Raw genomic sequence first — 12,545 nt, 5'->3', positions numbered from 1 at the left:
AATGCGTGTATTTTCCAATCCTGTGGGTGCCGGGTCGCTCTGGTTCGATAACCTGACCACCGCTGAAGGCACCCCCGTTGCCTATGACCCCCAGGCACGTGCTTTTTTGCCGACCCCGCCGTTCTGTGCGAACCGGGAAAAAATCGGCTGCAACTGGATAGCCCCGAAACAGGGGGCGTTTTGTCGATCCTGTGCCATGACTGCGCTGGCGCCCGATCCGACGCTCCCCAACGCCATTCCCAACTGGGCACAAACTGAGGCCGCCAAGCGCTGGGCGTTGGATAACCTGGGCCGCTGGCACTGGTTCCGCCCGGAAGACCCGGGCGCGCCGCCGGTGTTTCATTTGCTGGCGGAAGGGCCAACGCCGGTGCCGATGGGCCATGCGCAAGGTGTGGTGACCATCAGTGTCGCAGAGGTCGACCCCATTCTGGTCACCTCCCGCCGTGAAGCCTTGCAGGAGCCGTATCGAACCATGATCGGCCATATGCGTCACGAGATCGCTCATATGCTCTGGTGGCGCCTGAGCCTGCGGGAAGATTTTCTGGATGCGTTTCGCGCCATGTTCGGGGATGAACGCATCGACTACCAGGCAGCGCTGCAGTACCACTATGAAAATGGTCCGCCGGCCGAGTGGCGGCAACATTACCTGACCAGCTATGCGTCATCCCACCCGCATGAAGATTTCGCGGAAACCGCGGCGCATCTGTTGCACCTCACCGACATTGCTGACAGCTTTGTGGCGACCGGCCTGGCGTCGCCACAGATACCGGATTCGGGCTGGGACCCTTATTCGGAACCCGACGCTGAGCGGCTGATTCGCGTTGCGGCGTCGCTCACCGTGGGCGTCAACCATGTTAACCGTTCCATGGGACTGTCGGATCTGTATCCCTTCGTGCTCTCGGAGCACGCGCGTTATAAACTGGCGTTTGTACACGATTGGCTGCGGCGGGGAGCGCTGGGGCTATAGCAGGTTGTTGAAAAAGGCTTCCTGAGTTTTTCAAAACACGAGAACCAAAAATTGCGATTTTTGCTTCTCTCGCAAAATCAATGACTTAACAGTCATCAATTTTGCCGGAACGTCCATGTTCCGGTAACAGGCGGCTGAAATTCTTTGAATTTCAACAGCCTGCGAAGGGAAAATGTGACGGTGAATCCGGATATTAAAGCCAAATTCGACAGCTACCCAAGCCCGGCCAGGCAGCAGCTTGAACGTGTGCGTGATCTCATTCTGGCACAGGCAGCCGAGCACGAGCTGGGTGAAGTTGCTGAAACCCTAAAGTGGGGTGAAGCAAGCTTTCAGGTAAAGGGTGGCACCCCGATTCGGGTGGACTGGAAGCCCGAAGACCCGGACGCGATCAAGCTGTTCTTTCACTGCCAGATCCGCATGATCGAAACGCTCAGGGAGCGGTATCGGGGTGAGTTCCGCTTTGAAGGTAAACGGGCAGTTGCGATTCCCGTCGGTGCGGATATCAGACAACTGCCGTTAGCGCATTGCATCGAGGTGGCTTTGAAGTATCACAGCCTCAAGCATCTGCCATTGCTCGGCGTTTGCTGAGCCAGTTACTGCACACACATCAGGCTGTTTCTGCTTGCGCTGCAGCCTGGTCTTCCGCCAGTTTCTGGTCCTGCTGTTCGACGTTGATATAGGCCGGGCGCGAGATAATGCGTTCAATATAAGCATCAACCGCTGGGTTGGTATCTACCATGCCGAACTGACGGCACCATTTCAGTGTCATCCCCCAGAAAAAATCGACGGCGTAGGGTTTTTCGCCCAGTAAGTAGGGGGCTTTGGCAATCTGGTCGAACAGGGTGCTTTGCATCTGCTCGAAGCTTCGATACGGCATGATGGACGGATCACCCGGTTCGCGTTTTAGGGCACGGTCGACAACGGCGGGTTCAAAACTGCTGCCCTGATACGCCATCCAGCGCAGATAGGCACCGCGCTTCGGGTCATTCAGACCGGGGGCCAGACCCTTTTCAGGAAAGAGGTCAGCCAGGTAGAGGTAGCACGCAACCTGCTCGGTAATCACCATGCCGTTATGAACCAGCGTCGGGAACTTGCCAAGTGGGTTGATGTCCAGAAACTCCGGCTCCTGGTTCTCGCCTTTCTTTAGGTTCAGGATCTTCATTTCGTAAGGAACGCCCAGCTCTTCCAGCAGGAACCAAATGCCGGTTCCGCGTGTTTGGGGCGCATGGTACAGAAGGATGGTGTCTTTGCTCATGGTCAGTCTCCTTGGGTGGTATTGGGTGTCAGTGGTAGTGCTCGGGTCATGGTAGTGACCAAACCTGACATCTTGTGTCAGGTATAAGCGCTATACTGAAAAAAATTTTCGACACTGCCCGAGAGACCCTGACGCCATGAGAGCTGGCCGGTTACTGAAGCTGCTGATGACATTGCAAACCCACGACAAAGTGACCGCGACGGAGCTGGCGCAGGTCTGTGAGACCTCGGTGCGCACCGTTTACCGGGACATCGATGCGCTCAGTGAAATGGGGGTGCCGGTGTACAGCGAGCAGGGGGCTCATGGGGGGTATCGGTTACTGAACGGCTACCGCACGCGTCTGAATGGCCTGTCGGCCGAAGAGGCGGAAACCCTGTTTCTGGCCGGCTTGACAGGCCCGGCCCAGAAGATGGGCCTGCAGTCGACCTTGGCTGATGCCCAGCTGAAACTGATGACGGCGCTGCCGGAAGGCATGAGACGGGAAGCGAACCGGCTGCAAAGCCGTTTTTTGCTGGATGCACCCAACTGGTTTTCTGATGATGAAAAGGCAGAGCACTTGCCGCAGTTGATGACCGCGGTGCTTGATCAGCGGCTGGTTGGCATGTCGTATCAGAGCTGGAAGGGCGTGCGTCAGCGTGAGGCTCAACCGCTGGGCGTCGTGTTGAAGGGTGGGCAGTGGTATCTGGTGGCTCAGGTGGGGGTGGACATTCGAACTTACCGCGTTTCCCGGATAGAAGCACTTGAGCTGAGGGAAACGGTGTTTGAGCGACCGGCCGACTTCCATTTGACTGAATTCTGGCAAGCCAGCCTGCGACGGATGGAGGCCCTGCAGTTTCCAGTGATGGCCGAGGTACGGGTGTCGGCCACCGGGGTGAAAATCATGGAATTTCTCTGCACCAGCTATGTGCTCGACCATGCGACTGTCGAACCGGCCGATGCGACAGGCTGGCATCGCGTTACCATGCCCGTGGGCAACCCGTCTCACGGCTGCGGCGAGTTGTTACGGTTTGGCGCGGAGCTGGAGGTCATTGGCCCGCCCCACCTGCGTCGGGCGATGGAAAACCTGGTCTCACACCTGTCCCAGCGTTACCGTTCATCCGGGCCTGCTGTCGGGGGTGAGCCGCTTGCTGAGTAATTCAATGACAGTAACGCCGGCGAAGCCGGTGAGGGCACCGGTCAGGAAAGCACCGGCTTCTGTACTGACGACCGCGACCGGCAAGCCCAGGTAACCCACACCCAGCACACCCGCCACGTAGGCGATGATCGCGACCGCTAACCCTTCGGCGATGCGGGCGACGCCGGAACCACCCGAGGCGTTTCGGCTAAACCGTCGGGAAAACCCGCCCACAGCGCCACCGAGCAGTGCAGCCAGCACCGGGGTGGTGGGAAACCGTTGCGGTATGGTGATGCTGTCTGAATGGGCGCCCGCGGTCACCCGAACTGTCACGTCTTCCAGCCCGCGTGAGCGGAGCATGAACCTGGCATCCCCGTCCTGAAAGGTGAGCACCGAGGGCTCGGGAATAGCGCCACCGGCGGTCACTTCAATCGTTGCTCTTAGGTTGTTCAGGACATTGGCTTCGGTGCCGTCCGGCTGCAAGCGGACGACTCGTACCAGGGTTTCACCCAGCCCAAGTCCCACCATGGAATCATTCACCGGCCGCAGGGCGATTCTTGGCATGGCCTCAATCGGATAGTCGATATCAGTAATCGCCGAGCGCAGCTCCAGAACCGGCTGCTCTGTGGTAGGCAGGAACAGAAACTCGAGATGCTTTTCGTTGGCGATGCCGGTCTGCTCTAGCGTGACGGCTTCAAGGGGATCGGCGTTCAGGCCGCGAAAGCCAAATTGTACGGTAACCGGTTGTTGCAGGGTGGCGCCCGCAGGCAGGTTGTCGCCGCGTAGACCCAGCGACAGGCGCATTCGATATCGACCCAGGGTGCTGTCCCAAACCGCTGGCACCGGGCTGGCTTCCAGCGTGGGCTGAAACCAGCCTTCGGATACGGCAGAATCGGCTTCATCAAATCGGGTGACGGCAACACCACCGGGCAGGTCAATGGGTTCGCTGGTAAGACGGATCGTTACCGTACCCGCTGGCCGTACGATCAACTGGGATGCAGCGCGGGTAGTATTCAGGGTGGGCAATGCCGGCTGGGCGTAACGCTCGGGAGACTGGGCGTCGCGAATCATCGTGCGTCCCTGGAAGTCGGTAATCTCTACCTGGCGATCGCCGAAATCGCGTCGTTCGAGCAATTGCTGGAACTGGGTGGTGACGGCTGGGGCGCTGATGGTCAAAGCCTGGCTGCTGAGCTCCCGGGTTTCCTCTGCTGGCACAGATATCGACATCGTTGCGGCCGTGATGGCCAAGCCAAAACCCCGTACCAAACACCAAGTAGTCGTCTGCACGATACGCCCTCCCTGTAAGCGACAGAGGGCAGTATAGCCGGGCTTTTCGATGTCGCACTTTTATCGAGGGGTCAGTACGTTGCGGCGGGTTCTGGGCACCGGGGCGTTTGGAAACGTTCTACAGCCCGGCGCCCGTCGCTCATGAGCTTTCTCTGAGCGTACGATTGCGTGTCAGGCGTTTAAGCTTGCATTCAGGGTTATGTCTGCCTTCAGCAATTTCGAAATGGGGCAACCTTGTTTCGCAGCCTCAGCGGCTTCCTTGAAGGTTTTCTCATCGGCTCCCGGAATGCTGGCTTTCAACGTTAAGTGAACCGCTGTAACGGCGAACCCACCCTCGACTTCTTCCAGTGTGACATCGGCTTTGGTGTCAATGCTGTCGGCGGTCAGGTCTTTCTCGCCGAGTATCATCGACAGAGCCATGGAATAACAGCCGGCATGAGCGGCGCCAATCAGTTCTTCGGGATTAGTGCCTTTGCCATTTTCAAAGCGCGTGCCGAATGAATACTGTTGTTTGTCCAGTACGCCACTTTCTGTGGAAACGGTGCCTTTTCCGTCTTTCAGTCCACCCTGCCAGTGGGCGCTTGCGTGACGTTTCGTGAGCAGTCTCCTATTGTAATGAATGACGCTTGGGACGTTAGGCCATGCTGCTCAGAATTCAAGGCAAGCACTCGACTTGAGTGGCTTCAATCAATGCTTGTTATCGGGTAGCTGTGCTGTTTTTCGGGTGGTAATCCGTCTTTTTCTCCGGGTACTGGTAACTCAATACTTTGCTCGTTCTCAGGTTTAGATTCACCATAGCATCGGCGAAACTAACGGCGATGCGTACACCGTCGAGTACCGCAACAGCGGCTACCGCCAGGTACCAGGCTGGTTGAGGCGCAACTGGTAGACAGCCTGAAGGCTAACCGCAATCACATACGTTCGGCTCTGCAACGACTGGCATTGCGCCGTATCGTCAGCATTCAGCCCAATCGCGGTGCAAGCATTGCGCAACCCTAAAAACAATCCAGTCGATCTGCCAGAAAATCCATCAGCAATCGTATTCGGCGGTTGTGCTTCACATCCCGGTGGCAGCACAAATAGAGCGGTAGGCTTGGTAGCGTTATTTCAACCTCGACGGGCAGCAGCCCCAATGACGTAGCCAGTTGTTTGTGTGTCCCGACAATCCCACCACCGTGACACGCCATTTCCAGGTGCAGCGACATACTGTCCGTTCGAAAGTAAAAGTCCTCATTGCGAATCGACCAGCCCAAATCGGCAGCGCCGTTTTCAAATTGTTTGTCGCGGTCATAGCCCAGTAACCGATGTGTGAGCAGTGCATCCGCACTCGTCGGGTTGCCGTGCCTGGCGAAATAGCGGGCGCTGGCGAAAAAGCCAAGGGGAATATCAAAGAGGTGGCGCGCGATCAGGTCGGGCTGCTGCGGGGGGAACATTCGGATCGCAATGTCAGCATCGCGCTTGTCCAGGCTGGTGGCTTTGTTGGTGACTTCCACTTCGACCGAGAGTGCCGGATTGTCATCCATGAAATCCGGAAGAATTCTGGGTAAATAGTGAAGGGCGATCGGTTCGTTAGCCGACAAGCGAACCCGCCCCGTCACGGCCTGGTCCTGCCCGGCGGCCAGGCGTTCGAGCCGTTGGGCCGAGGTGCGCATCTGTTCGGCTTCCTCTATGAGGCTTTGTCCGAAGCGGGTTGGGGACAGCCCCTGGGTGCTGCGGTCGAACAGTGTCTGGCCGAGTTGTTGTTCCAGGGTGTGCAAGTGCCGCGACAGGGTGGGCTGAGAAACACCCAGTGCGTCAGCGGCCCGATTCAGGCTGCCTGCCTGTGCAATGTGCAGAAAGTACTGCCAGTGTTGCCAGTCGAGGTTATTCATATATGCATATCCACGGCCAATTATTGTCGATTCTATATATCGATATGAATAATAGAATGGCGGTATCAACTCAGACAGGCAAGGAGAATCACTATGAAAACTGCATTGATCATCGGCATTACGGGCAATTTCGGCGCACAAATGGCGCTCGCCCTGCGTGAGCAGGGCTGGGGTATCCGCGCGCTGATGCGCGACCCGGCCAAGGCACCCGGCTGGCTACAACCAGACTGTGTTATCAGCGGTAGCGCTCAGGATGAGTCGGCCGTATTACAAGCCGCACGAGGGGCCGACTTGCTGGTCTATGCTGCCAATCCGCAGTACCACCGCTGGCATCAGCAAGCGCTGGCCATGCTGGAACCGGCTGTGAGAGCGGCCGAACAGCTAAAACTTCAGCTCGTATTCCCGGGGAATGTGTATGGGTATGCGCCGCAGGCTGAGCCGGTTGATGAACAGGTTCGCATGAACCCACCGACCGACAAAGGCCTTATTCGTCAGCAGATGGAGCAGCGACTGCAACGGGCCAGCGAGCAGGGTGCGCGGGTATTGATCGTGCGCGCTGGCGATTTTATCGGCCCCAACACAACCATGACCTGGCTGGACCTGATGGCTTCGGTTAAAGGCAACAGGGTCCGACTGAAACTGCCACACGACGACCAGCATGTGCATTACTACAGTTATCTGCCAGATCTGTGTACGAATACGGCGAAGCTACTGAACGGGCCGTTGCTCGACTGGGAGGTGTTTCACGACCCCGGGTTGGCAGTGAGCAAAGCCGATTGGCAGAACGCCTTTCAGACGATGGGGATCAGCGCCAGGATGTCGGCATTTCCCTGGTGGGGGCTCAGATTGGCAGCGATAGTCAGCCCGCTACTAAAAGAGGTGATGAAGATGCGTTATCTGTGGCAGCAGCCGGTGATCATGAAGGGTGAAAAGATGATTCAGCGGCTGGGAAGTGACAGGCAGGCTACCGCGTTAACGGGTGTCATTCGGGAAGCGCTGTTGAAATGATGACATTGTTCTGTAGCAAACCAGCGTGTGTTTTAGGCATGCTGACAGCCGCTCTGACTGTGCAGTGGGCAATCAGTTCGATCTTCGGGTGCATAACTGGTGTGCGCTAGATCGTGCATTCAGCTGGATTTTTACTCAATGGGCCGGGGGAGGCCCTTAAAGAAAATTTCAGGGAAGAACGAGGTTCCGTATTTTGATGCGATCATTAACGGGAATAGTGGCACCATTGATGTACTCGTAAAATACGTCGTAGTTGCCGTTTAAAGCGAACAGGGTTGTTGGCGAGAGGAAACTTCTCCCCAGGTAAACCTCATTGTCCATGTCCGTTTTTTGCATCACGAATAGCGCATGCTCATCCAGGGTTGCCGGAAAAGGGAACCCGTTCAGGGTAAACGAAGGGTGAATTTGAGTGGCCTCCAGGTTCACTGGCAGTGCTGTGGTATTGTTTACGTCCACGTCGCTGAGGATGGTAGCGTGTTTGTTGCCTGGTACCTGACTACCGGTCACGTGCTCGTAAATTACATCATAAGTCGTTGGAATAACGCGGACTGTGCCACTGCCGTTGTAGCTGTTACCCAGAAATATTGTGTCACCTTCCTCAGACCCTTCCAGGAAAAACCGACCGTAGTGTACCGGGTTGGTTGTGAACGATGCGTCATTCAAACTGAACGTTGCGGTTGCAATCGCTGATTGCACGGCAATCGCCAGCTGTCCTGAACTGTTGAGTACGGTGGCTTGCATGACAACGGCATTGGTATTCTGTGGCACTGAACTACCGGTTTCGTGACGGTAAATCACATCGTATGTACCAGGAATAATGCGCACCGCCGCCGGGTCGGGGTCGTGTGTGTTGCCAAGAAAAAACAGGTCGTTCTGGTTGGTGCCCCGCAGGAAGATGTTGGCATCCTGGTATTCGCTGATCGGGAAGGGTACACCGTCCAGTGTATAGATTGGTGTTATGAGAATACTCGGAATGTTGGGCTCAGCGATGGGGGTAGCTTGGCTGATTTCCTGATCACTGAGGATAATCGCTTCAGTATTGGCCGGAACGGCCGTACCAGTCTCGTGCCGGTAAATAAGATCGTAAGTGCCTTCGATGACTCTTACAGAGAACGGCAGGTTGTAGCTGTCGCCCAGTTCGACCCTATCCTGAGTGGATGATACCAGCAGAAAGTTGCCGTCGTTGTACTGGCTGACTGGAAACGCAAGACCATCCAGTGTGGCCGATAGCCGAAAATCCGTTGCTTTTACATCGATGGTTATGTTGATGGCGCTATCGTTCACCACTACCTGCCCGACGATGGCGTTCTGGTTCAGGGGTACCGTCGCACCTGGCGTCTCCAGAGTGTAAATCACCTCGTAATCGCCGGGCATCAGCATGACCGGTGGAAGCACAGCGTGACTGTTGCCCAGCAGAATGCGCTCGCCACCATCCTCTGGCTGCAAGTAGAACAAAGCGTCGTCGTATTCACTGGCTGGAAACGGCGCACCGTTGAGGGTTAAGGTAAATTGCGCCTGGAACGCCGTGGCGTTGATGTCCAGCGACTGGTCTTCCAGCAAAGAGAACCCTGTCTCGATCTCCTTGCCCCTGTTGACAGGAACCTGTGCTCCTCCATAAACATGGCTGTACTGTGTTCGGTAGTTACCAGCGACCACCTCGGTCTGATAGCTAACACTGTATGTTTTGCCCAGTGGCGCTTCGTTGCCGTTGCTATCGGCCAGAGAGATTATTCCGTGTTCATATTGTGACGCCGGGAATGAGCCGCCGTTCAGGGAAAAGGCGCCGTTGATGGTTATGGCCGGAACGTTGATGTATACGGTTTTGCTGTTTGGGTCGCCGTCTGTATCACAGCCTGCGAGCGCAGCCATGGCAACCAGAGCCGGGAATGACTTCGATAGGTACATCAGGATTTCCCTCTCCAGAGCCTAAGCAGGACGGTACTAATATAGCGTTATAAAAGCCGTTGGTGCCATTCTTTACGGAACCACCGGTTGGGTCCTGAATAAGTCGGCCTGTTCAGAGCGGATTTACCGTTGCGGCGGCTCCTGCGCATAAGGCCAGGCAGCGAAGGTCGCCACATACAATGCTTCTACCTGATCCCGGGCCCACTGCGTGCGCCGCAAGAATTTCAGGCTTGATTTCACCGAAGGGTCGCTTTTAAAGCAATTGATATTGACCCGTTGGCTGAGCCCTTCCCATCCGTAATGCCCCTGCAGTCGAACCACGACCGTCTCCAGGGTGATGCCGTGAAGTGGGTTGTTGACTTGTTTCTCGGGCATGCTTGGGCCTTGTTATTGGGCAGACTCGACTGCGATCAATGCAGGTTAGCCTGACTGATAGTCTGCGGCAATAGAGGCGTGGTGGCCGGGCTCCGTGTTCTGTTTATCGCCGTCTCTGGCCCCAGTGCGGGTAGTGGGTGCAGCGGCTAAGTAACTGACCAGCCCGTACCCCGAATACGTATGGTAATATTGTCATTCCTTTGAACCCGTAAAACAGTGAGAGCACAATCATGGCCCAAGCCGCAGCACGTCATATTCTGGTTGCCGATGAAGCAACCTGTAACGACCTGAAATCAAAAATTGCCGCCGGTGAAGACTTCGCCGCCCTGGCACAGCAGCATTCCAGTTGCCCCTCCGGCCGTAATGGTGGTGATCTCGGCACTTTTGGCCCCGGTCAAATGGTTCCTGAGTTTGACCGCGTCGTATTCAGTGCCCCGGTCAACGAAGTCCAGGGCCCGGTTAAAACACAGTTCGGCTACCACTTGCTGGAAGTCACTCAGCGCACCGACTGAGCCAAATTAGTAGCGGGCACCCGGCCTAATCCGTTTCCAGGAGTCCGGGTGTCTCGCCGGGTCTCTTGAGTACCCCCACCCTTACCGAAAAGAACGTCGCGCCCCCGCCCATGTCGGATATCCGGGTATCAGTCAGATGGTTAACCGAGCGAAGGCCCTGTTGCGGGTCATCCCACCATAGCCCCAGTGATACCGCCGTGCCGGGCAGAACATCCTCGGTCACCTCAGCAACCAGCTCGCAACTGCCCCGGTTATTGAATACCACGACAGGATCACCCGATACTATGCCATCAGCCTGCGCGTCCTGCGGGTGAAGTTGCACCGTTGGTCGCTCGCCCTCCAGGCGTTGCATGCGTTCGTCGTTGCTGCAGGTTGAGTTCAGAAAGCGGTGATTGGGTGGCGTAATGAATGCCAGGGGGTAACGACCTTCCTGCTCGTCCAGGGGCGTATGCTCCGGCAGTGGTGGCAAACCCCGGGCGGCCATGGTGGCCGAATAAAACTCGAACTTGCCGGAAGGCGTGGGTATCCGGTGCGGGAAGAGCCCGCCTTCCGGTACCTTGAGCTTGGCCCAGCCATCGCGCCGCAGGCGAGGCAGATCAATCCCTTCAAGATAGGGGCTGTTTGAGTTCAGTGCCTGTTCAATCAGGGTTTCATCGGTGTCTTTAAAGCAATCGTCCTCAAACCCCATTTCAACCGCCAGGTTGCGAAACAGTTCCGGGTTTGAACGACACTCTCCTTGTATTGGCAGCACCGGTTCGTTGAGCTGCACATAAAGATGCCAGTACGATTTATAGAGATCCAGATTTTCAAAATGGCTGGTGGCGGGCAAAACAATATCGGCGTAGGCGCAGGTGTCGGTGAGGAACAGGTCGTGCACCACGGTAAACAGCTCCGGGCGCAACAGACCCTGCCGTAAACGGGTTTGGTCCGGCGCGACCTGGGCCGGGTTGCTGTTGTAGACGAACAGTGCCTGTATCGGCCGGGCGTCATCCAGCAGGGCATCAGCCAGTTGGTTCATATTTACGCGTCGGCCGTGCGGGTTGGGGTGTAGGTCGGGCCGTTGCAGGGTGGTGGTATTGAACTGCGCGTACCAGCCATTGCCCTTGATCAACCCACCGCCGCGCTTGCCCCATTGACCCGTTAAGGCGGGCAAACAGGTGATGGTGCGCATGATCATGCCGCCGTTGTCGTGATGTTGCAGGCCATTGCCGAGGCGAATCAGCGCCGGGTCGGCTGAGCCATACAGATGGGCCAGTTCCTCCACCTGGTTGGGTGTCAGACCGGTTAGCTGGGCGGTTGTCTTCGGGTCATAGTGCTGAACATGGTCGGCTAGCTCCGGGTACCCCAGGGCATACTGTTCAATGAAGGCGTGGTCGACGAGGTCATCCCGAATAAGAACATGCATCATCCCCAGCGCCAGGGCGGCATCGCTGCCCGGCTTCACCTGGTAGAACCGGTCACCCCAGCGCGCGGTGCGGTTGCGATGCACATCAATGACCACCAGAGTCGCGCCGCGCTTGCGTGCCTCATTGGCCAGCATAACCTGGTGCATGTTGGTGCTAACGATATTACAGCCCCAGACCAGAATCAGCTTAGCGTGTACGCTGTCTTCCGGGTCAACACCTGTTGGCGCCCCCAGGGTGTAGGCACTGCCGGCTGTGGCGGCGGAATTACAGATGGTTCGATCGAGATGGCAGGCACCCAGACGATTGAAGAAGCGGCGATCCATGGATTCGGCGCTGAGCACGCCCATGTTGCCGTAAAAGCTGTAGGGCAAAATGGCCTCGGCGCCTTGCCCGGCAATGATGCTCTGGAACCGTTGCGCGATCTCTGCCAGGGCTTCCTCCCAACTGATGCGTTCAAAATCATCGGGCGTTGCCCGCTGCACGGCCAACCCTTTGGGCCGCACCCGACGCATCGGGTACAGCAGCCGTTCCGGCGCGTGTGTGCGTTCCGGGAAGCGCTGCACTTTGTGGCAAATGGCACCCTGGGTAACCGGGTGGTCCGGATGTCCCGCGACCCGGGTGACGCGCCCGTCTTCTACCGTTACGCGAAGGGCGCAGGCATCGGGGCAATCGAGCGGGCAGACTGAGCGGTGGTGCTTCATAACGGAGGCTTGGTGACAAATTCGGAATCGATGGTATCGTTTTTTTGTGCCAATGGCCCGCGGCAAAGTTTTAATAACAGCCCTGGTAACACACCGATCAGAAGCTCAGACTTAGAGGCACTGGCCACTCAAGTTTCGGAGTTC

The 12,545-nt window shown here is 57.0% G+C and carries 13 protein-coding genes; 6 read left to right on the top strand and 7 right to left on the bottom strand.

The genetic code is table 11. The annotated features are described in order from the left end of the window. Window position 1: 1 nt before the first annotated feature. Together ABJT94_RS04405 and ABJT94_RS04400 are read left to right on the top strand one after the other, a co-directional pair. The gene (locus tag ABJT94_RS04405; RefSeq protein WP_348474448.1) at window positions 2-967 is read left to right on the top strand and encodes a putative zinc-binding metallopeptidase; all 966 of its coding nucleotides are present in this window, start codon (window positions 2-4) and stop codon (window positions 965-967) included. Between the two features lie 180 nt (window positions 968-1,147). Beyond that, window positions 1,148-1,555 (top strand): DUF1801 domain-containing protein, encoded by a 408-nt coding sequence (locus ABJT94_RS04400; protein WP_348474447.1) that lies wholly within the window; start codon window positions 1,148-1,150, stop codon window positions 1,553-1,555. A 19-nt stretch (window positions 1,556-1,574) separates the two neighbouring features. On the opposite strand, the gene ABJT94_RS04395 is transcribed toward ABJT94_RS04400, so the two are convergent. After that, window positions 1,575-2,222, bottom strand: a complete 648-nt coding sequence (locus ABJT94_RS04395) for a glutathione S-transferase family protein (RefSeq protein WP_348474446.1) — start codon at window positions 2,220-2,222, stop codon at window positions 1,575-1,577. A gap of 136 nt (window positions 2,223-2,358) precedes the next feature. Here ABJT94_RS04395 and ABJT94_RS04390 point away from each other — a divergent pair, with 136 nt between their 5' ends. Continuing rightward, complete coding sequence (locus ABJT94_RS04390) at window positions 2,359-3,357, top strand: YafY family protein (protein ID WP_348474445.1); 999 nt, start codon at window positions 2,359-2,361, stop codon at window positions 3,355-3,357. Here the strand turns inward: ABJT94_RS04390 and ABJT94_RS04385 are convergent. Next, on the bottom strand, window positions 3,316-4,623 hold the full coding sequence (locus ABJT94_RS04385) for a hypothetical protein (protein ID WP_348474444.1): 1,308 nt from the start codon (window positions 4,621-4,623) through the stop codon (window positions 3,316-3,318). The two genes, ABJT94_RS04390 and ABJT94_RS04385, sit on opposite strands and share 42 nt — an antisense overlap. Before the next feature lie 171 nt (window positions 4,624-4,794). After that, on the bottom strand, window positions 4,795-5,226 hold the full coding sequence (locus ABJT94_RS04380) for an OsmC family protein (protein ID WP_348474494.1): 432 nt from the start codon (window positions 5,224-5,226) through the stop codon (window positions 4,795-4,797). 264 nt (window positions 5,227-5,490) lie between these two features. Here ABJT94_RS04380 and ABJT94_RS04375 point away from each other — a divergent pair, with 264 nt between their 5' ends. Further along, window positions 5,491-5,622 (top strand): hypothetical protein, encoded by a 132-nt coding sequence (locus ABJT94_RS04375; RefSeq protein WP_348474493.1) that lies wholly within the window; start codon window positions 5,491-5,493, stop codon window positions 5,620-5,622. Here the strand turns inward: ABJT94_RS04375 and ABJT94_RS04370 are convergent. After that, window positions 5,619-6,494, bottom strand: coding sequence for a LysR family transcriptional regulator (locus ABJT94_RS04370; protein ID WP_348474443.1), 876 nt, complete (start codon window positions 6,492-6,494; stop codon window positions 5,619-5,621). The two genes, ABJT94_RS04375 and ABJT94_RS04370, sit on opposite strands and share 4 nt — an antisense overlap. Window positions 6,495-6,587: 93 nt before the next feature. Here ABJT94_RS04370 and ABJT94_RS04365 point away from each other — a divergent pair, with 93 nt between their 5' ends. Beyond that, window positions 6,588-7,502 (top strand): NAD-dependent epimerase/dehydratase family protein, encoded by a 915-nt coding sequence (locus ABJT94_RS04365; protein WP_348474441.1) that lies wholly within the window; start codon window positions 6,588-6,590, stop codon window positions 7,500-7,502. 168 nt (window positions 7,503-7,670) lie between these two features. Here the strand turns inward: ABJT94_RS04365 and ABJT94_RS04360 are convergent, their stop codons facing one another. Both ABJT94_RS04360 and ABJT94_RS04355 read right to left on the bottom strand, forming a co-directional pair. After that, window positions 7,671-9,407 carry a hypothetical protein gene (locus ABJT94_RS04360; protein WP_348474440.1) on the bottom strand — a complete coding sequence of 579 codons (1,737 nt, stop codon included), beginning with the start codon at window positions 9,405-9,407 and terminating at the stop codon, window positions 7,671-7,673. A gap of 123 nt (window positions 9,408-9,530) precedes the next feature. Further along, the gene (locus ABJT94_RS04355; RefSeq protein ID WP_348474439.1) at window positions 9,531-9,782 is read right to left on the bottom strand and encodes a VF530 family protein; all 252 of its coding nucleotides are present in this window, start codon (window positions 9,780-9,782) and stop codon (window positions 9,531-9,533) included. Window positions 9,783-10,012: 230 nt separating this feature from the next. On the opposite strand from ABJT94_RS04355, the gene ABJT94_RS04350 reads away from it, so the two are divergent. Then, the gene (locus tag ABJT94_RS04350; RefSeq protein WP_127559385.1) at window positions 10,013-10,294 is read left to right on the top strand and encodes a peptidylprolyl isomerase; all 282 of its coding nucleotides are present in this window, start codon (window positions 10,013-10,015) and stop codon (window positions 10,292-10,294) included. 25 nt (window positions 10,295-10,319) lie between these two features. On the opposite strand, the gene ABJT94_RS04345 is transcribed toward ABJT94_RS04350, so the two are convergent. After that, window positions 10,320-12,401, bottom strand: coding sequence for a molybdopterin oxidoreductase family protein (locus ABJT94_RS04345; protein WP_348474437.1), 2,082 nt, complete (start codon window positions 12,399-12,401; stop codon window positions 10,320-10,322). Window positions 12,402-12,545 lie beyond the last annotated feature (144 nt).

This window comes from Saccharospirillum sp., assembly GCF_039982735.1.
In the GTDB taxonomy this organism is placed as follows: Bacteria; Pseudomonadota; Gammaproteobacteria; order Pseudomonadales; family Natronospirillaceae; genus Saccharospirillum.
Note: the sequence above shows the minus strand (reverse complement) of the source record. Positions and strands in the feature narration are given on the sequence as shown.